This is a genomic window from Cellulomonas algicola (assembly GCF_019024305.1).
In the GTDB taxonomy this organism is placed as follows: Bacteria; Actinomycetota; Actinomycetes; order Actinomycetales; family Cellulomonadaceae; genus Cellulomonas; species Cellulomonas algicola.
Map to the genome: position 1 here is coordinate 15,986 of NZ_JAHKSJ010000003.1, position 18,276 is coordinate 34,261.

At 76.7% G+C, this 18,276-nt stretch carries 16 protein-coding genes; 14 read left to right on the top strand and 2 right to left on the bottom strand.

From position 1 onward, the window contains the following. Positions 1-121: 121 nt before the first annotated feature. Positions 122-1,978: a glutamine--fructose-6-phosphate transaminase (isomerizing) gene (gene glmS / locus KOV94_RS03770; protein WP_124342246.1), complete on the top strand. Its 1,857-nt coding sequence runs from the start codon at positions 122-124 to the stop codon at positions 1,976-1,978. Positions 1,979-2,009: 31 nt separating this feature from the next. After that, positions 2,010-2,363, top strand: coding sequence for a holo-ACP synthase (locus KOV94_RS03775; RefSeq protein WP_124342245.1), 354 nt, complete (start codon positions 2,010-2,012; stop codon positions 2,361-2,363). Between the two features lie 39 nt (positions 2,364-2,402). Here KOV94_RS03775 and KOV94_RS03780 read toward each other — a convergent pair whose 3' ends face one another. Continuing rightward, positions 2,403-3,395: an LLM class F420-dependent oxidoreductase gene (locus tag KOV94_RS03780; protein WP_124342244.1), complete on the bottom strand. Its 993-nt coding sequence runs from the start codon at positions 3,393-3,395 to the stop codon at positions 2,403-2,405. Between the two features lie 30 nt (positions 3,396-3,425). Here KOV94_RS03780 and KOV94_RS03785 point away from each other — a divergent pair, with 30 nt between their 5' ends. The 12 genes from KOV94_RS03785 to KOV94_RS03840 all read left to right on the top strand — a co-directional run bounded on the left by KOV94_RS03785 (position 3,426) and on the right by KOV94_RS03840 (position 17,389). Continuing rightward, positions 3,426-4,970, top strand: a complete 1,545-nt coding sequence (locus KOV94_RS03785; RefSeq protein WP_218051267.1) for an NAD(P)H-hydrate epimerase — start codon at positions 3,426-3,428, stop codon at positions 4,968-4,970. Positions 4,971-5,025: 55 nt separating this feature from the next. Further along, complete coding sequence (locus tag KOV94_RS03790) at positions 5,026-5,661, top strand: nucleoside/nucleotide kinase family protein (RefSeq protein WP_218051268.1); 636 nt, start codon at positions 5,026-5,028, stop codon at positions 5,659-5,661. 181 nt (positions 5,662-5,842) lie between these two features. After that, on the top strand, positions 5,843-7,105 hold the full coding sequence (gene alr / locus KOV94_RS03795; RefSeq protein ID WP_372449433.1) for an alanine racemase: 1,263 nt from the start codon (positions 5,843-5,845) through the stop codon (positions 7,103-7,105). Further along, the gene (tsaE, locus tag KOV94_RS03800) at positions 7,102-7,683 is read left to right on the top strand and encodes a tRNA (adenosine(37)-N6)-threonylcarbamoyltransferase complex ATPase subunit type 1 TsaE (protein ID WP_124341329.1); all 582 of its coding nucleotides are present in this window, start codon (positions 7,102-7,104) and stop codon (positions 7,681-7,683) included. The genes alr and tsaE overlap by 4 nt, the downstream gene beginning before the upstream one ends. Positions 7,684-7,687: 4 nt before the next feature. After that, the gene (tsaB, locus tag KOV94_RS03805) at positions 7,688-8,377 is read left to right on the top strand and encodes a tRNA (adenosine(37)-N6)-threonylcarbamoyltransferase complex dimerization subunit type 1 TsaB (protein WP_124341330.1); all 690 of its coding nucleotides are present in this window, start codon (positions 7,688-7,690) and stop codon (positions 8,375-8,377) included. Further along, positions 8,374-8,859 carry a ribosomal protein S18-alanine N-acetyltransferase gene (rimI, locus tag KOV94_RS03810; protein ID WP_124341331.1) on the top strand — a complete coding sequence of 162 codons (486 nt, stop codon included), beginning with the start codon at positions 8,374-8,376 and terminating at the stop codon, positions 8,857-8,859. The genes tsaB and rimI overlap by 4 nt, the downstream gene beginning before the upstream one ends. Continuing rightward, complete coding sequence (locus KOV94_RS03815) at positions 8,856-9,716, top strand: sulfurtransferase (RefSeq protein WP_124341332.1); 861 nt, start codon at positions 8,856-8,858, stop codon at positions 9,714-9,716. Before rimI ends, KOV94_RS03815 begins: the two co-directional genes overlap by 4 nt. A gap of 111 nt (positions 9,717-9,827) precedes the next feature. After that, entirely contained in the window at positions 9,828-11,126 is a 1,299-nt protein-coding gene (locus KOV94_RS03820; RefSeq protein ID WP_218051269.1) for an SWIM zinc finger family protein, read from the top strand. Beyond that, positions 11,123-12,628, top strand: coding sequence for a DUF5691 domain-containing protein (locus KOV94_RS03825; protein ID WP_218051270.1), 1,506 nt, complete (start codon positions 11,123-11,125; stop codon positions 12,626-12,628). The genes KOV94_RS03820 and KOV94_RS03825 overlap by 4 nt, the downstream gene beginning before the upstream one ends. Then, positions 12,625-13,716 (top strand): ATP-binding protein, encoded by a 1,092-nt coding sequence (locus tag KOV94_RS03830; RefSeq protein ID WP_124341252.1) that lies wholly within the window; start codon positions 12,625-12,627, stop codon positions 13,714-13,716. The genes KOV94_RS03825 and KOV94_RS03830 overlap by 4 nt, the downstream gene beginning before the upstream one ends. After that, complete coding sequence (locus KOV94_RS03835; RefSeq protein ID WP_218051271.1) at positions 13,713-16,142, top strand: DUF5682 family protein; 2,430 nt, start codon at positions 13,713-13,715, stop codon at positions 16,140-16,142. Before KOV94_RS03830 ends, KOV94_RS03835 begins: the two co-directional genes overlap by 4 nt. Then, a complete protein-coding gene (locus tag KOV94_RS03840) occupies positions 16,139-17,389 on the top strand; it encodes a VWA domain-containing protein (RefSeq protein ID WP_218051272.1) in 1,251 nt (416 codons plus the stop codon). The genes KOV94_RS03835 and KOV94_RS03840 overlap by 4 nt, the downstream gene beginning before the upstream one ends. A gap of 180 nt (positions 17,390-17,569) precedes the next feature. On the opposite strand, the gene KOV94_RS03845 is transcribed toward KOV94_RS03840, so the two are convergent. Next, complete coding sequence (locus KOV94_RS03845) at positions 17,570-18,211, bottom strand: malonic semialdehyde reductase (protein WP_124341255.1); 642 nt, start codon at positions 18,209-18,211, stop codon at positions 17,570-17,572. Positions 18,212-18,276: the final 65 nt, after the last annotated feature.

Here is an 18,276-nt window from a genome sequence, read left to right on the forward strand (position 1 = left end):
ACGATTGTGCCGGACGACGACGTCGACCGTCCGACGTGCGTCCGGTGGCGGCGTCCGGGCACGCCGTGACGGTGCTCACCCCCCGCCGGTCACCCGCCGCACGCCCGTTAGACTCGCGGCCATGTGTGGAATCGTGGGCTACGTCGGATCCCAGACCGCGAGCGACCGCCCGTTGGACGTCGTCCTCGAAGGTCTCCGACGGCTCGAGTACCGCGGGTACGACTCGGCGGGGGTGGCGCTCGTCGGCCCCGACGGCGAGCTCGACACCGCGAAGAAGGCCGGCAAGCTCGCGAACCTGGTCGAGGAGCTCGACGCCCACCCGCTCGCCGAGGCCACCGCAGCGATCGGCCACACCCGGTGGGCCACGCACGGCGGACCCACCGACGTCAACGCGCACCCGCACGTCTCGGGCCGGCTCGCGCTGATCCACAACGGCATCGTCGAGAACTTCGCGACCCTCAAGGCCGAGCTCCTCGCCGAGGGCGTGGAGTTCGAGTCGGAGACCGACACCGAGGTCGCCGCGCACCTCGTCTCGCGCGCCTACGACCGCACGGGCGACCTGACCAAGGCCGTGACCGAGGTCGCGCGCACGCTGCACGGCACGTTCACCCTGCTCGCGGTGCACGCCGACGCGCCCGACGTCGTCGTCGGCGCCCGCCACGACTCGCCGCTCGTCGTCGGCCTCGGCGAGGGCGAGAACTTCCTCGGCTCCGACGTCGCCGCGTTCATCGCGCACACGCGCGAGGCGCTCGAGCTCGGCCAGGACCAGGTCGTGACCATTACGCCGACCGCGGTCACCGTGACCGACTTCGACGGCAAGCCCGCCGACGCACGGCGCTACACCGTGGACTGGGACGCCGCCGCCGCCGAGAAGGGCGGCTTCCCGTCCTTCATGGACAAGGAGATCCACGACCAGCCGCACGCGGTCGCGGACACGCTGCTGGGCCGCACCGACGCGCACGGCCGCCTCGTGCTCGACGAGATCCGCATCGACGAGTCGGTGCTGCGGTCCGTCGACAAGATCGTCGTCATCGCGTGCGGCACCGCCGCCTACGCGGGCCACGTCGCGAAGTACGCGATCGAGCACTGGTGCCGCATCCCCGTCGAGGTCGAGCTCGCGCACGAGTTCCGGTACCGGGACCCCGTCGTCAACGAGCAGACGCTCGTCGTCGCGGTGTCGCAGTCGGGCGAGACGATGGACACGCTCATGGCCGTCCGGCACGCGCGCGAGCAGGGCGCCAAGGTCCTGGCCATCGTCAACACGCACGGTTCGACGATCCCGCGCGAGTCCGACGCGGTGCTCTACACGCACGCCGGCCCGGAGATCGCGGTCGCGTCGACCAAGGCGTTCCTCGCGCAGATCACCGCCGCGTACCTGCTCGGCCTGTACCTCGCGCAGCTGCGCGGCAACAAGTTCGCCGACGAGGTCACCGCGATCCTCGACGAGCTCCGCGCGATGCCCGACAAGATCCAGCAGGTCATCGACCGCTCGGGCCGCGTCCGGGAGATCGCGCGCTGGATGGCGGACACGCAGTCCGTGCTGTTCCTCGGCCGGCACGTCGGATTCCCCGTCGCGATGGAGGGGGCGCTCAAGCTCAAGGAGCTCGCGTACATCCACGCCGAGGGCTTCGCCGCCGGTGAGCTCAAGCACGGCCCGATCGCGCTCATCGAGCCCGGTCAGCCGGTGTTCGTCGTGGTCCCGTCGCCGCGCGGGCGCGACTCGCTGCACTCCAAGGTCGTGTCGAACATCCAGGAGATCCGCGCGCGTGGTGCCCGCACGCTCGTGATCGCCGAGGACGGCGACGAGGCCGTGCGCCCCTACGCCGACGAGGTGTTCTACGTGCCGCAGGCGCCGACGCTCCTCGCGCCGCTGCTCGCCGTCGTGCCCCTGCAGGTGTTCGCGTGCGAGCTCGCGACCGCCAAGGGCCTCGACGTGGACCAGCCCCGCAACCTCGCGAAGTCCGTCACCGTCGAGTGACGGGACCGGCTCGGGGCGTCGGGAGGCGCGCGTGATCGTCGGCGTCGGCATCGACGTCGTCGACATCGCGCGGTTCGTCGACACCCTGCACCGCGTCCCGGCACTGCGCGCGAAGCTGTTCACGCCCGCGGAGCGGGCGATGCCCGAGACGTCGCTCGCCGCGCGGTTCGCCGTCAAGGAGGCGCTCGCCAAGTCGCTCGGCGCCCCGCCCGGCCTGCACTGGCACGACGCGCAGGTGCCGCGCACGGCCGGGTCGCAGCCGGTGCTCGAGGTCACCGGAACGGTCGCCGCCCGCGCCGCCGAGCTCGGCGTCGCACGGTTCCACCTGTCGATCTCGCACGACGCGGGCATCGCGTCCGCCGTGGTGATCGCCGAGCGCGACTGACGCCGGCGCGAGCGGGAGCGCCCGCGCCGGCGTCGTCCGTCAGGCGGAGCGCAGCGCGGGCACGACCTCGCGCTCGAAGAGCTCGATGCCCGAGCGGTCGTAGGCGGCCTCCGCGAAGTACGTGATCGCGTACGTCATGCCGAGCGTCTCGAGGTGCTTCAGCTTCTCGACGAGCTGCTCCGGGGTGCCGACGAGCACGCCCTTGCGGAACTCCTCGGCGACCTCCGGGGCCTTGTTCGGCACGGTCAGCGACAGGTGCTCCTCGACCCAGGCCATGCGGTCGTCGACGTCGGCCTCGGTCTCGCCGATGACGACGTTGAAGTTCGACGAGCGCGTGATCTCCTCGAACGGCCGGCCGATGGCCTCGCAGTGGCCGCGCAGCACCTCCGACTTGTGCGTGAAGACGTCGGGGTGGCCGTCGAAGTTGGTGAACTGCGCGTGCTCGGCGGCGATGCGCAGCGTCTTCTGCTCGCCGCCGCCCGCGATCCACAGCGGCGGGCCGTCGACCTGCAGGGGGAGCGGCGCGAGCTGCGCGCCGTCGACCTGGTAGTGCTTCCCGTCGAAGGTGGCGACCCCGTTGGTCCAGAGCTGCTTGAAGATCTGCACGCCCTCGTCGAGCATCGCGAGCCGCTCGCCCGCGCGCGGGAAGCCGTAGCCGTACGCGCGCCACTCGTGCTCGTACCAGCCGGCGCCGATGCCCATCTGCACGCGGCCGCCCGAGATCACGTCGGCGGTCGCGGCGACCTTCGCGAGGTAGGCGGGGTTGCGGTACGCCATGCACGTGCACATCTGGCCGAGCTTCACGCGCGACGTCGTCGCCGCGTACGCGTTGATGAGGCTCCACGCCTCGTGCGTCGCCTCGCCGTTGGGCTCGGGCACCGCGTGGAAGTGGTCGTACACCCAGATCGAGTCGAAGGCGTCGCCCTGGTCGGCGTGCTGGGCGAGCCCGTTCATCACCGACCAGTGGTCGCGGGGCTCGATGCCCGTGAGGTCCTGACGCCAGCCCTGAGGGATGAAGAGTCCGAAGCGCATGCTCGGCACGTTACCTGCGCGCACGCCAGGATGAGACTCGTGCTGCTCTCGTGGAACGCCGCCTCCGTCCGTGCCGCCGAGGAGCCCTTGCTCGACGCGGGCGTCCCGCTCATGGAGCGCGCCGCGTTCGCGCTGCACGTCGCGGTCGCGCGCGAGGTCGTGCGGCGTCGCGGCCGGTTCGCCGGCGCGCGCGTCGTCGTGCTCGCCGGGGCCGGGAACAACGGGGGAGACGCGCTGCACGCGGGGGCCCTCCTGGCGCGGCGCGGTGCGCGCGTGCGGGTGGTCGCGACCGCGGACCGGGTGCACGAGGGCGGCCTCGCGGCGCTCCGGGCCGCCGGCGGACGGGTGCGGGGGCTCGTCGACGACGCGTCGGGGACGGGCGGGCCGTGGCCCGCGGTGACGGTCGCGGGAGCGGTCGACGAGGTCCTGGCCGCGGACGTCGTGCTCGACGGCGTGCTGGGGATCGGGGCACGCGGCGGCCTGCGCGGACCGGTCGCGTCGCTGGTCGAGGAGGTCCGCGCCGCGACCGGCGACGTGGACGGCCCGGTGGTCGTCGCGGTCGACCTGCCGTCCGGCATCGGCGTGGACGACGGGACCCGCACCGGCGCTGTGCTCGACGCCGACGTCACGGTGACGTTCGGCGGGGCCAAGCCCGGGCTGCTGCTGCCGCCCGCCGCCGCGTCGACGGGCCGCGTCGAGGTCGTCGACCTCGGTCTGGACCTGCCCGAGCGGCCCGACGTCGCGACCCTCCACACCGACGACGCGGCAGCCCTGTGGCCCGTGCCCGTGCGCGACGCGCACAAGTACTCGCGCGGCGTGGTCGGGGTGGTGGCGGGGACCCGCACCTACCCGGGAGCGGCCGTGCTCGCGGCGTCGGGTGCGGCGCTCGCGGGCGTCGGCATGGTCCGGTACGTCGGCGACGCGGGCGACGCCGTGCTCGCCGCCCGGCCGGAGGTCGTCGTCGGACCCGGCCGGGTGCAGGCCTGGGTCCTCGGGCCCGGGGTCTCGCCCGACGACGCCGCCCAGCGGCGACGCGTCCAGCGGGCGCTCGAGGGCGTGCTGCACCGCGGCGAGGCGGCGGTCGTCGACGCGGGCGCGCTCGACCTGCTGCCCGAGCGGGTCGGCGCACACGTCGTCCTGACGCCGCACGCGGGTGAGGCCGCCCGGCTCCTCGCGCAGCGCGGTGTCGACGTCGAGCGGGCGGACGTCGAGGCGGAACCGCTGAGGTGGGCACGCGAGACGCACGACCGCACCGGCGCGACCGTGCTGCTCAAGGGTGCGACGACGGTCGTCGTCGGGTCGCACGGTGTCGTCTACGCGCAGTCGGACGCGCCGCCGTGGCTCGCCACCGCGGGCGCCGGCGACGTGCTCGCGGGCCTGCTCGGGGCGCTGCTCGCGGGGCGCGTCGAGGACGTGCACGGCGACGCCACGCTGGCTCCCGCGCTCGCGGCGACCGCCGCGCTCGTGCACGGGCGGGCCGCGGACCGGGCCAACCCCGGCGGGCCCGTCACCGCGCTCGCGGTCGCGCACGCGCTGCCCGCGACCGTCGCCGACCTGCTCGGGCGGGCCGCGTGACCGCCGTCCTCGCCGCGGTCGGGAGGGACGTCGTGGCGCGCTCGGGGGAGGCCGCATGACCGCCCCCGCGACGACGCTCGACCGCGACCTCGCGTCGCGGGTCGAACGGCTGCTCGCCACGGGCCGCCGCGCGGTGCTGGGGATCGCCGGGGCGCCCGGTGCGGGCAAGTCCACGCTCGCCGCGCAGGTCGCCGCCGCGTACCCCGACGCCGCCGTTGTCGTGCCGATGGACGGGTTCCACCTCGCGCAGACCGAGCTCGAGCGCCTCGGCCTCGCGGACCGCAAGGGCGCGCCCGACACGTTCGACGCCGCCGGGTTCGTCGCACTGCTGCGGCGGCTGCGCGACCCGCACCCCGACGAGGTCGTGTACGCGCCCGAGTACCGCCGCGACCTGCGCAACGGGGTCGCCGGGGCGATCCGGGTCGCGCCCGACGTCCCGCTCGTCGTCACCGAGGGGAACTACCTGCTGCTCGACACGCACGGCTTCGCGCCCGTGGCCGGGCTGCTCGACGAGGCGTGGTTCGTCGCACCCGACGACGACCTGCGGCTCGCCCGGCTGGTCGCGCGGCACGAGGCGTTCGGCAAGCCCGCCGACGCCGCGCACGCGTGGGCGCACGGTCCCGACGAGCGCAACGCGCGGCTGGTCGCGGCGACCGCGGGGCGCGCCGACGTCGTGGTCCGCCCGGCCTGAGCCGGTCGACGCGCCCGGCTGTCGACCTGACCGGCCTCCCGCCCTCGACCCGGGTCTGGTGACCGCCCGGGGGCGCGTCGCGGTACCGAGGCCCGGGTCGTCGGTGCCGGGTCTGCTGGAGAGGTCGCCCGCGTCGCCGGATCGACGGGCGCCGGTGGGTGCGGGTGCGACACTGGGCGCCGTGAGCCAGTTCCCCTCGCGTGCCGTCGTCGACCTCGCCGCGATCCGCGGCAACGTGCGCAGCCTCGCGGCGCACGCACCGACGGCGCAGGTCATGGCGGTCGTGAAGGCCGACGCATACGGCCACGGGCTGGTCCCGAGCGCGCAGGCCGCGGTCGAGGGCGGCGCGACGTGGCTGGGTGCGGCGCAGGTGCCGGAGGCCGTCGCCCTGCGGCGGGCCGGGATCGTCGGCGCCCGCGTGCTCACGTGGCTGTACGCGCCCGGCGCACCGCTGCGCGAGGCCGTCGAGGCCGACGTGGACGTGTCCGTCGCCGCGGCGTGGGCGCTCGACGAGGTCGTCGCCGCGGCGCGCGCCGCCGGCAGGACCGCGCGGATCCACCTCAAGGTCGACACGGGGCTCGGGCGCAACGGCCTGACGCCCGCGGACCTCGACGCGCTGCTGCCGGACGCCCTGCGCGCGCAGGCGGAGGGCGCGGTCGAGGTCGTCGGGGTCTGGTCGCACCTCGCGTTCGCCGACGAGCCCGCGCACCCCACCGTCCGTGCGCAGGCCGTCGTGTTCGCCGACGCCGTGCGCGCCGTCGAGGACGCGGGTGCGCACGTCGAGGTGCGGCACCTGGCGAACTCAGCTGCGACGCTCACGGACCCCGCGGTCCACCACGACCTCGTGCGCCCCGGCATCGCGGTGTACGGGCTGTCGCCCGTGCCGCAGCTCGGCGGTCCCGAGGACTTCGGGCTCGTGCCGGCCATGACGTTCGAGGCCGAGCTCGCGACGGTCAAGGCCGTCCCCGCGGGTCACGGCATCTCGTACGCGCACCAGTACGTGACCCCGCACGACACGGTCGTCGGCGTCGTGCCCGTCGGGTACGCCGACGGCGTGCCGCGGCACGCGTCGGGCACGCAGGTCCGGCCCGGCGGGCCGCTGCGGGTCGGCGGGCGCACGCTGGGTGTCGCCGGTCGCGTGTGCATGGACCAGGTCGTCGTCGACCTCGGGCCGGGTGCCCGCGAGGTCGCCGGTGACCGCGTCGAGCTGTTCGGCACCGGCCGCGACGGCGGCCCGACCGCCGAGGACTGGGCGCGCGCGGCGGGCACCATCTCCTACGAGATCGTCACGCGCGTCGGCGCCCGCGTCCCGCGCGTGCACGTCGACGGCGACGCCGACCGCAGCGCGCACGCCGCGACGTCCAGCAGCAGCACGTCCGACGCCGGGACGCCCGGCACGATCGCGGGCGACCGGCCCGCCCTCACCACGGAGGTGGCCCGATGACCGACGCCGTGAGCACAGACGCCGTGACCACAGGCCCCGTGACCACCGGACCCACGGCCACGGTGCACCTGCCCGACAGCGACGCGACCCGCGCGTACGGCCGCGCGCTCGCGGAGGTGCTGCGCGCCGGGGACCTCGTCGTCCTCACGGGCGACCTCGGCGCGGGCAAGACGACGCTCACGCAGGGGATCGGCGCCGGGCTCGGCGTCCGCGGCCAGGTGGCGTCGCCGACGTTCATCATCGCGCGCGAGCACCCGCCCCTCCCGCGCGAGGACGGCACGCGCGGCCCGGGCCTCGTGCACGTCGACGCGTACCGGCTGTCGTCGCTCGACGAGGTCGACGCGCTCGACCTCGACTCGAGCCTCGACGAGGCCGTGACGGTCGTCGAGTGGGGCGAGGGCTGGGTCGAGGGCCTCGCGGCCGACCGGCTCGAGGTGACGGTGGTCCGCCCGCGCGGCGGCGTGGACCCCGCCGACGACGAGGACGCCGCCGCGGGCGAGCGGGTCGTCACGGTGCGGGCGGTCGGCGACCGCTGGGCGGGCGTCGCGCTCCCCGGCGCGGACGCGGTGGCAGGCTGACGCCGTGCCCGTCCTCGCGCTCGACACCTCGGCGGCCGTCGCGGTCGCCCTCCTCGACGACTCCGGCGTGGTCCTGGCCGCGCGCAGCGACGACCAGCCGCGCCACCACGCCGAGCTGCTCGCACCCATGGTCGCCGCCGTCCTGGCGGACGCGGGCGTCGACCGGGCGGCGCTGACGTCGGTCGTCGTCGGCACCGGTCCCGCACCCTTCACCGGCCTGCGGGTCGGGCTCGTGACCGCCCGGACGCTCGGTCTCGCGCTCGGCGTGCCGGTGCGCGGCGTGCCGAGCCTCGACGGCGTCGCCGTGGCCGCGTCGCGCGTCCTCGACGCCGGGTCGACGGTGCTCGTCGCGACCGACGCCCGCCGCCGCGAGGTCTACTGGTCGCTGTACCGCACGGACGGCGCCGGTGGCGTCGACGTGCTCGTCGCCCCCGAGGTCGGTGCGGCCGACGACGTCGCCGCGGACGAGCGGACGGCCGGTGCGGTCGTCGTCGGGCGTGGCGGTCTGCTGTACCCCGTGCTCGGGGCTGCCGACGACCTGGAGGACCGTGGCCTCGTCGACCCGGACCCCGCGGCCCTCGCGACGCTCGCCGCGCAGCGGTCCGCGCACGGCGAGGACCTCCCCACGACGCCGCTCTACCTGCGCCGCCCCGACGTGACCCCCGCCGCGAGCCGCAAGCGCGTGCTCGGATGACTGCGGGAGCGCCGGGCGTCGAGGTCCGTGCGCTGACGACGCAGGACGTGCCGGCGCTGGTCCGGATGGAGGACGAGCTGTTCGGCGCGGGCGCGTGGTCCGCGCAGTCGCTCCTCGAGGAGGTCGTCGGGCCCGGCCGGTGGTACGTCGGCGCGCAGGACTCCGCGGGCACGCTCGTCGGGTACGCGGGCCTGTGGTTCGACGGCGAGGACGTCCAGGTCATGACCGTCGGGACCGACCCCGCGCACCAGGGCCGCGGGGTCGGGCGGCTGCTGCTGACCGCGCTGCTCGACCACGGGCGCGCGCTGGGAGCCCGAGCCGCGCTGCTCGAGGTCCGCGTGGACAACGCCCCGGCGCTCCACCTGTACGAGAGCGCGGGGTTCGAGCGGCTCGGCCTGCGGCGCGGGTACTACCAGCCGGAGAATGCGGACGCATGGACCATGCGGCTCGACCTGCGCCGCGACGAGGGGGAGGCACCATGACGGAGCAGCGGACGGGACGAGCGACGACCCGCGAGGCGGTGCTCGTCGACCCGGTGGAGCTGGCGGCGCACCTCGCCGGCGACGAGCCGCCCGTGCTGCTGGACGTCCGCTGGGCGCTGGGCCGCGACGACGGTCACGAGCAGTACCTCGCCGGGCACCTGCCGGGCGCCGTGTACGTCGACCTCGACACCGAGCTCGCGTCGATGCCGAGCCCCGAGGAGGGGCGCCACCCGCTGCCGGCCGTCGCCGACCTCGAGGAGGCCGCGCGGCGCTGGGGCGTGCGCGAGGACCGTGCGGTGGTCGTGTACGACGACGCGGGCGGCACGTCGGCCGCGCGCGCGTGGTGGCTGCTGCGCTGGGCAGGGCTTGTCGACGTGCGGCTGCTCGACGGCGGCCTGGCCGGCTGGACCGCGGCGGGGCTCACGCTCGAGGCGGGGTCGGTCACGGCGGAGCCGGGCGACGTGGTGCTGTCCACCGGGGCGCTGCCGACGATCGACGCCGACGACGCGGCCGGCTGGGACGGCCCGCTGCTCGACGCGCGCGCACGTCCGCGGTTCCTGGGCGAGGTCGAGCCCGTCGACCCGCGGGCCGGGCACATCCCGGGTGCGGTGAGCGCCCCGACGGCCGACAACCTCACCGAGGACGGCGTGTTCCGCTCCGACGACGCGCTCCGGGAGCGGTTCCGCGCGCTCGGCGTCGAGGCCGGTGCGCCCGTCGCCGTCTACTGCGGGTCCGGTGTGACGGCCGCGCACGAGGTCGCGGCGCTCGCCGCGGTCGGCATCGACGCGGCGCTCTACCCAGGGTCCTGGTCGCAGTGGTCCAACGACCCGTCCCGACCGGTCGCGACGGGGGACTGAAGGGCGGCACCGGGGCGCCCGTCCGGCAACCGGGCGAACCTGGTGCGCTCGCCGCGGGCGACGGGCGCAGACGCGCCGGACGTGTCGGGGCCGACGGCTACGCTCGCGCGCGTGCCGACGTGGACCCAGGAGCAGGTGCTCGCGCTCGCGCCCGACGCCTCGTCGGTCGCGGCGGGCCGCAAGCTCGCGAGCCCGGCGCCCTGGAGCTCGATAGGTGTCACGGAGACGCCCGCCGCGGTGTGGGGCCTGTGCGCGGGCTCGGGCAAGAACCCGTACGCGACCGTCGTCGACCTGAGCGGGCCCGCGTACTCGTGCACGTGCCCCAGCCGGAAGTTCCCCTGCAAGCACGCCCTCGGCCTGCTGCTGATCTGGGCGGCCGGGCAGGTCCCGGCGGCCGACGCCCCGGCCGACTTCGCGGCCACGTGGCTCGACGCACGGGCCGCGCGCGCGCAGAAGGCACCGGCGGCGGCGCCCGACCCCGAGGCGGCGGCGCGCCGCGCCGAGCAGCGAGCCGACCGCGTCGCGGGCGGTGTCGCGGACCTGCGCCGGTGGCTGCGCGACCAGCTGGCGGCGGGGCTCGCCGGCGCGGACCGTGCGGGGTACCGGCCGTACGAGCAGGTCGCCGCGCGGCTCGTCGACGCGCAGGCGCCGGGGCTCGCGGACATGGTGCGGCGGCTGCCGTCCGTCGCGGCCTCGGGCGACGGCTGGCCCGGCCGCCTGCTCGACGAGCTCGCGATGCTCCACGTCCTGGTCGAGGCCCACGACCGGATCGGCGCGCTGCCGACCGAGCTCGCAGCGGTCGTGCGGCGACGGATCGGGCAGCCGACCCGGACGGAGGACGTCCTCGCGACGCCCCCGGTGCGCGACACGTGGGTCGTGCTGTCGCAGACCGACCGCGTCGACGGGCGCCTCACGGTGCGCCGGGTCCACCTGCACGGGCGCGCGACCGGGCGGGACGTCGCCGTCGTGTCGTTCGCCGCCGCGGCCGGACAGCCGCTCGACGCGTCGCTCGTCGTCGGGACGGAGCTCGACGCGGACGTCCACACCTACCCCGGCGACCCGCTGCGGGCGCTCGTGGGCACGCGGCACTCCGACGCCGTCACCGCGACCGCTGCACCTGCGGCCGTCGGGCTCGCGGACGTCGCCGCGGTCTGGTCGGCGACGCTCGAGGCCGACCCGTGGGCGTCGACGGTGCCGGTCGTCGCGGGGCCGGTCACGGTCGGCACGGACGGGCAGCGGTGGTGGCTCACGGACGGCACGGACGCGCACGCGCCCGTCGCGGCGGGCGTCGAGCCGTGGGGGCTGCTCGCGGTGTCGGGCGGTCGCCCGGTGACCGTGGCGGCCGACCGCACGGCGACGGGCCTCGCGCCGCGCGCCGCCTGGACGACCGAGGGGCTGGTCGCACTGTGAGCGACGACCTCGCGACCGCCGCGCTGCTCGGCACGGACCGTTCGCCCGCACCGCCGACGACGACCGACCCGGTGCTCGCGGACGCCGCCGCCGGGCTCCCCAAGCGCGACGACCCGGCGACCCGGCTGCTGGACGCGGCCGCGCTCGCCGCCACGGCCCGCCGCGCGACGGGCAGCCAGGTGGTCGCCGGCCCCCCGCTGGCGCCGGCACCGGACGAGACGCTCCCGCTGTGCGGCGCAGCGGCCGCCGCGCACCTGCGGGGGCTCCTCGCGGGCGGCACGGAGGCGGTCGACGTGCTCGCGCTGTGGCTGGGCACCGCGGCGGTGCGCGGGCTGCGGATCCCGCCGGCGCTCCTCGTGCCCGTGCTCGAGGCCGTGGCCGCCGAGCCCGGGGGGCGACCCGGGCTGCGCGCGGACGCCCTGGTCGCGGCCGGTGAGCGCGGGCGGTGGCTGGCCGCGCAGCACCCGACCTGGCGCGCGCTGCTGCCCGCCCCAGCTCCCGTCGACACCGGCACGGTCGACGGCGACGACCCGGCGTGGCGGCACGGCGACGCCGCCGAGCGCGCCGCGTGGCTCGACCGGGCGCGGACGGCCGACCCCGCGACCGCCCGTGCGCTGGTCGCCGAGGCGTGGCGCAGCGCCGGGGCGCAGGAGCGCGCGACGCTCGTCCGTGCGCTGCGGTCCCGCCTGTCCCCGGACGACGAGCCGTTCCTCGACGCGGCGCTCGCGGACCGCTCGGTCGCGGTGCGGGCCGCGGCCGTCGGCGTGCTGGCCCACCTGCCGTCGTCGGCGTTCGTGGCCCGGTGCGCCGAGCGCGCGCTCGCCTCCGTGACGGTCACCCGGCGCATGCTGCGCGACCACCTCATCGTCGAGCTCCCCGAGCCGGAGGCCGACGACCCCTTCGCCGCGCCCGCACCCGGTGCCGGGGCCAAGGCGGCGCTGCTCACCCGGCTGGTCGAGGTCACGCCGCTGTCCGCCTGGGACCGGCTCGGTCGGGACCCCGGCACCCTCGCGCAGCTGGCCGCCGCCGCCGACGCCGGGCCGCTGCTGGACGGCTGGACGGCCGCCGCGGAGCGCGAGCACGACCCGCGGTGGGCGCGTGCGCTGCTGCGCGCGAGCCCCGGGCGGTCCGCGCAGGCGGCCGCGACGCTCGGTGCCGTCCTCGACCCCGGCGACCGCGCCGACGTCGTGCGCGCCGTGACGGCAACGGTCGGCGCGACCTCCGCGGGACAGGCGGCGGTGGCAGGCCTCGTGCAGGGGATGAGCGGACCGTGGTCCGAGCCGCTCACCGTCGCCGTCGCCGAGTGGGCCGCCCGCCAGAGCGCCGTCTGGGGCATCGCGGGCGTCCTGCGCCGGCTGGGGCACGACGCCGAGCCCACCGCGCGCACCGAGGCCCTGCTCCGCGCCGTCGCGGGCCGCGCCGGACCTCACGTCGCGCCGTCGCTCACGCGTGCGGCCGACCTCGTCCACGAACGCCGCACGATCCTCGAGGAGCTCACGTGACCGACACCGCCGACCTGCTGCGCCCGCACGCCGAGCAGGCGTTCGCCGACGAGCTCGCCGCGCTCGCCGCGGTCGACGACCGTCCCCGCCCGCCCGCGTGGCGGCTGTCGCCCTGGGCCGTCGTCACCTACCTGCTCGGGGGCACGCTCGCCGACGGGACCGTCGTCAGCCCGAAGTACGTGGGCCCGCGTCGCCTCGTCGAGGTCGCCGTCGCGACGCTCGCGACCGACCGGGCGCTGCTGCTCCTCGGCGTCCCCGGGACCGCGAAGACCTGGGTCAGCGAGCACCTGGCCGCCGCGGTCAGCGGCCGGTCGACGCTCGTCGTGCAGGGCACCTCCGGGACCGGCGAGGACGCGATCCGGTACGGCTGGAACTACGCGCGCCTGCTCGCCGAGGGGCCGACGCAGGCGGCCGTCGTCCCGTCGCCCGTCATGACCGCGATGCGCGAGGCGTCGATCGCGCGCGTCGAGGAGCTCACGCGCATCCCGTCCGACGTGCAGGACGCGCTCATCACGATCCTGTCCGAGAAGTCGCTGCCCGTGCCCGAGCTCGGTGCCGAGGTGCAGGCCGCGAAGGGGTTCAACGTCATCGCGACCGCGAACGACCGCGACCGTGGCGTCAACGAGCTGTCGTCGGCGCTGCGGCGCCGCTTCAACACCGTCGTGCTGCCTCTGCCCGGGACCGCCGCGGAGGAGGTCGACATCGTCACCCGCCGTGTCGCCCAGCTCGGCCGTGCTCTCGAGCTGCCGCCGGTCCCCGCTGCCGCGGAGGAGATCGCCCGCGTGGTGACGGTGTTCCGCGAGCTGCGCTCCGGGCGGACCGAGGACGGGCGCACCGCGGTGAAGACGCCGTCCGGCACCATGTCGACGGCCGAGGCGATCTCCGTCGTGACGAGCGGCCTCGCGCTCGCCGCGCACTTCGGCGACGGCGTCCTGCGGCCCGCCGACGTCGCCGCGGGGATCGTCGGCGCCGTCGTCAAGGACCCGTCGTCCGACACCGTGGCCTGGACCGAGTACCTCGAGGCCGTCGTGCGCGAGCGGCGGGACTGGGCCGACTTCTACCGGGCGTGCCGCGAGGTCACCGCGTGACGCAGACCGTCGAGGCGCGCGTCGAGGTCATGGGCGTGCGGCACCACGGACCGGGGTCGGCGCGCGCCGTCGTCGCGGGCCTCGACGCGCTCGAGCCCGACGTCGTGCTCATCGAGGGCCCGGCGGACTGCGACCACCTCGTGCCGTTCGTCGCGGGCGGTCGGCTCGTCCCGCCCGTCGCGATGCTCGCGGCCGTCGCCGACGACCCCGCGACCTCGTCGTTCTGGCCGTTCGCCGAGTTCTCGCCCGAGTGGCAGGCGCTCGTGTGGGCGACCGCGCGCGGGGTGCCGGTGCGGTTCGTCGACCTCCCGGCCGGTGCGGTCCTCGCGGCGCGGGCCGCGCAGGACGCGGCCGCGGGGGAGCACGCAGGCGACCCCGAGGGGGACGGCGAGCACGAGGACGGCGACGGCGACGGGGAGCGGACGGACGCCGGCGGCGACGGGGAGCGGACGGACGCCGGCGGCGACGGGGAGCGGACCGGCGGCGACGCGGAGCGGACCGACGTCGACCGCGACGCGCCGGGTGCGGCCGACGGCGTCGTGCCGTGGACCGACGACGGCCCGACGTCGCCCGCCGCAGTCCGCCGCGACCCGGTCGCCGCTCTGGCGGCCGCCGCGGGCTACGACGACCCCGAGCGCTGGTGGGAGGACGTCGTGGAGTCCCGCACCGACGGGCCCACCCCGTTCGCGGTGATCACCGAGGCCATGGCCGCGCTGCGCGCCGCCGCGCCCGAGGCCGACGAGCACGAGGCGCGCCGCGAGGCGCACATGCGCCAACAGCTGCGCGCGGCCCTCAAGGCAGGCCACCGCCGGGTCGCGGTCGTGTGCGGCGCGTGGCACGCGCCCGCGCTCACGACGCCCCTGCCGCCCGCCGCCGGCGACGCCCGGCTCCTGACCGGGCTGGCGAAGAAGAAGGTCACGCTGACGTGGGTGCCGTGGACGTCGTCGCGGCTCGCCCGCGCGTCGGGCTACGGCGCGGGCATCACCTCGCCCGGGTGGTGCGAGCACCTGTTCCGCACGGACCGCGACGTCGTCGCGAGCTGGCTCGTGCAGGTCGGTGCGGCGCTCCGGGAGAAGGACCTGCCCGTGTCGTCGGCGCACGTCATCGAGGCGGTCCGGCTCGCAGAGACGCTCGCGACCGTGCGCGGGCGGCACCTGCCCGGTCTGGCCGAGGTCACCGAGGCGACCCGCGCGGTGCTGTGCGACGGCGACGACGCGCTCGTCGCGCACGTGACCGCGCAGCTCGTCGTGGGGGAGCGGCTGGGGGAGATCGGCGACGACGTGCCGACCGTGCCCCTCGACGCGGACCTGCGGGCGACCGCACGCCGCCTGCGGCTCGCGTTCTCGGCGGCCCCGCGGACGCTCGAGCTGGACCTGCGGCGCGACCACGACCTCGCCCGCTCGCGGCTCCTGCACCGGCTCACGCTGCTGGGCGTGCCGTGGGGGCAGGCGGACGAGGCGCGCTCGCGCAGCACGGGCACGTTCCGGGAGGCGTGGTCGCTCGTGTGGCGTCCCGAGCTCGCGGTCGCGGTCGTCGAGGCGGCGCTGTGGGGCACGACGGTCGAGGCGGCGGCGACCGCTCGGTGCGTGGACCGGGCGGCGGACGCCGACCTGCGCGAGCTCACGGGTCTGCTGGAGGTGGCGCTGCTGGCCGACCTGGCGGCCGCGACCGGGCCGCTGCTGGGCCGCGTCGACGAGCAGGCCGCGCACGACGGGGACATCGGCCGCCTCATGGCCGCGCTGCCGCCGCTCGTGCGCGCCCACCGCTACTCCGACGTGCGGGGCACGGGCACCGCGGACCTCGCGCGCGTCGCCGACGGGCTCCTCGCGCGCATCTGCGCGGGCCTGGCGGCCGCGGTCACGGGCCTCGACGACGAGGCCGCGTCGGCGCTGCGCGGTCAGGTCGACGCGACGCACGCCGCCGTCCGGCTGCGGGACGACCCCGACGGCCTGCGCGCGTGGCTCGGCACGCTGCGCGCGGTCGCGGACCGGGCGGACATCTCGGGAGCGCTCACCGGCCGTGCGACGCGGCTGCTGCTCGACGCGGGCGAGCTCGACGTGGACGAGGTGCGGGCCCGGATGGGGCAGCACCTGTCCTACGGCACGCCCGCACGCACGCAGGCGGCGTGGGTCGACGGGTTCCTCGCGGGCGGCGGGCTGCTGCTCGCGCACGACCGCGCGCTGCTCGGCGTCGTGGACGACTGGCTCGCGACGCTGCCGACCGACGCGTTCACCGACGCCCTGCCGCTGCTGCGTCGCACGTTCGGCGCGATGCCGCCGGCCGAGCGGCGCAACGTCGGCGACGCGGCGGTCGCGGTCCCGGCCAGCGGACGCGGTCCGGCGGCCTCGACCACCGTCGCCGTCGACGCTGACCTCGCCGCCGGTCCGCTCCGGACGGTGGCTCTGCTGCTGGGAGCGACGCGATGAGCGACGGCACGGACGACGGCACCGCCGACGTGGGCGACGGGACGGGGCAGGCCGCGGGCGGGCCGGCACGGGTCGACGAGGCGACGCGGCTGCGCCGCTGGCGGCTCGTGCTGGGCGAGGCCGGGGGTGTGGCCGAGCCGCTCGGCCGGGACGAGGCGGCGATGGACGCGGCGCTCGCGGCGCTGTACGACGGCGACGGGCCGGGTCCGCGCGGCGCGGGGTCGTCGGGGTCGCGGTCGGCGGGGCTCGGCGGCTCGGCACCACGCGTCGCACGGTGGCTCGGCGACATCCGCACGTACTTCCCGACGTCGGTCGTCGAGGTCATGCAGCGTGACGCCGTGGACCGGTTGGGGCTGCGACGCCTGCTGCTGGAGCCCGAGCTGCTGGCGTCGGTGCAGCCCGACATCTCGCTCGTGTCGACGCTGATCTCGCTGAACCGCACGCTGCCCGAGCAGACGCGCGCGACGGCACGGCACGTGGTCGCGACGGTCGTCGCGGAGATCGAGAAGCGCATCGCCGCGGCGACGCGGTCGGCGGTCGCGGGGGCGCTGCGACGGGACCGGACGCACCGGCCGCGTCCGGGCGACGTCGACTGGGACGCGACGATCCGCGCGAACCTGCGCCACTACCTGCCCGAGCACCGCACGGTCGTCCCGGCGCGCCTGGTGGGTCGGTCGCGCGCGCAGAACGTCGTCGCGCGGGACGTGGTCCTGGCGATCGACCAGTCGGGGTCGATGGCGGAGTCGGTGGTGTACGCGTCGGTGTTCGGCGCGGTGCTCGCGTCGATGCGGGCGCTGCGGACGTCGCTCGTGGTGTTCGACACCGCGGTCGTCGACCTGACGGACCGGCTCGCCGACCCGGTGGACGTGCTGTTCGGCACGCAGCTGGGCGGCGGGACCGACATCAACGGTGCGATCGCGTACGCGCAGTCTCTCGTGCGGCGTCCCGCGGACACGCTGTTCGTGCTGATCAGCGACCTGTACGAGGGTGGGATCCGCGACGAGATGCTGCGCCGGGTGGCGTCGATGACCGCGTCGGGCGTGCAGGTCGTCGTGCTCCTGGCGCTGTCGGACTCGGGTGCTCCCGCGTACGACCGGGACAACGCGGCGGCGCTCGCGGCGCTGGGCGTGCCGGCGTTCGCGTGCACGCCCGACCGGTTCCCGGAGCTGCTCGCGGTGGCGCTCGCGAAGGGCGACGTCGGCGCGTGGGCCGAGCGGACGGCGGCCGCGGCGTCGTCGCGAAGGTGAGGTCCGGACCCGGCGCGACGCTCGTCGTGGGCGTGGCGCCCGGCACCCGGGCGGCGACGCTCGTCGTGGGAGTGACGTCCGAGACGGGCGTGGCGCCCGGCACCCGGGCGGCGACGCTCGTCGTGGGAGTGACGTCCGAGACCCGGGCGCCGACGGTCGTCGCCGGCGCCCGGGTGGGTGTCAGACGGTGCGCGTGGTCTGCGCGTAGGTGAGGCGCGGCGCGCGCGGGTGGTGCGTGCCCTCGCCCTCGCGGTGGCCGACGTTGACGACGAACAGCGAGCGCCAGCCGGTGCCGGCGAGGAGGTCGGCGTCGATCCCGTCGGCGTCCATGCCGCCCATGGGGCCGGCGTCGAGGCCGGCGGCGCGCAGGCCGACGATGAAGTACCCGGCCTGCAGGAGCGCGTTGGTGCGGGCCATCTGCTCGCGCTGCTCGACCTGCGGCTCGAGCGCGTCGGCGAGCGCGGCCATGTGCGGCGCGAGGACGGGCAGGTGCGCGTGGAAGCCGGGGTCGGCGGCGAGCACGATCGAGACGGGGGCGGCGAGGACGCGCTCGCGGTTGCCCTCGGCCATGTGCGCGGCGAGCCGGGAGCGAGCCTCGGGGCTGCGGACGACGAGCAGGCGCAGCGGCGTGGTGTTGAGGGCGGTGGGGCCCCACTTGACCAGGTCGTACACGGCGGCGATCTGCTCGTCGGTGACCTCGTCGGAGGTGAAGGCGCCGACGGTGCGGGCCTCGCGGAAGAGGAGGTCGGCCACGTCGTCGGTGACGGCGAGGTCGGGCGTCGGGAAGTCGAGGCCGTCCAGGACGGTCGTGTCGGTGGTCATGTGTCGTTGAATCATCAACTAGGCCGCAGGATTCCACGACGCGGCCGTGACGCTGCTCACACCGT

Coding starts and splice junctions, on each gene's coding strand:
- glmS (WP_124342246.1), top strand. CDS start 122: ATGTGTGGAATCGTGGGCTACGTCGGATCCCAGACCGCGAGCGACCGC.
- KOV94_RS03780 (WP_124342244.1), bottom strand. CDS start 3,395: ATGCGCTTCGGACTCTTCATCCCTCAGGGCTGGCGTCAGGACCTCACG.
- KOV94_RS03785 (WP_218051267.1), top strand. CDS start 3,426: ATGAGACTCGTGCTGCTCTCGTGGAACGCCGCCTCCGTCCGTGCCGCC.
- KOV94_RS03790 (WP_218051268.1), top strand. CDS start 5,026: ATGACCGCCCCCGCGACGACGCTCGACCGCGACCTCGCGTCGCGGGTC.
- tsaE (WP_124341329.1), top strand. CDS start 7,102: ATGACCGACGCCGTGAGCACAGACGCCGTGACCACAGGCCCCGTGACC.
- rimI (WP_124341331.1), top strand. CDS start 8,374: ATGACTGCGGGAGCGCCGGGCGTCGAGGTCCGTGCGCTGACGACGCAG.
- KOV94_RS03815 (WP_124341332.1), top strand. CDS start 8,856: ATGACGGAGCAGCGGACGGGACGAGCGACGACCCGCGAGGCGGTGCTC.
- KOV94_RS03840 (WP_218051272.1), top strand. CDS start 16,139: ATGAGCGACGGCACGGACGACGGCACCGCCGACGTGGGCGACGGGACG.
- KOV94_RS03845 (WP_124341255.1), bottom strand. CDS start 18,211: ATGACCACCGACACGACCGTCCTGGACGGCCTCGACTTCCCGACGCCC.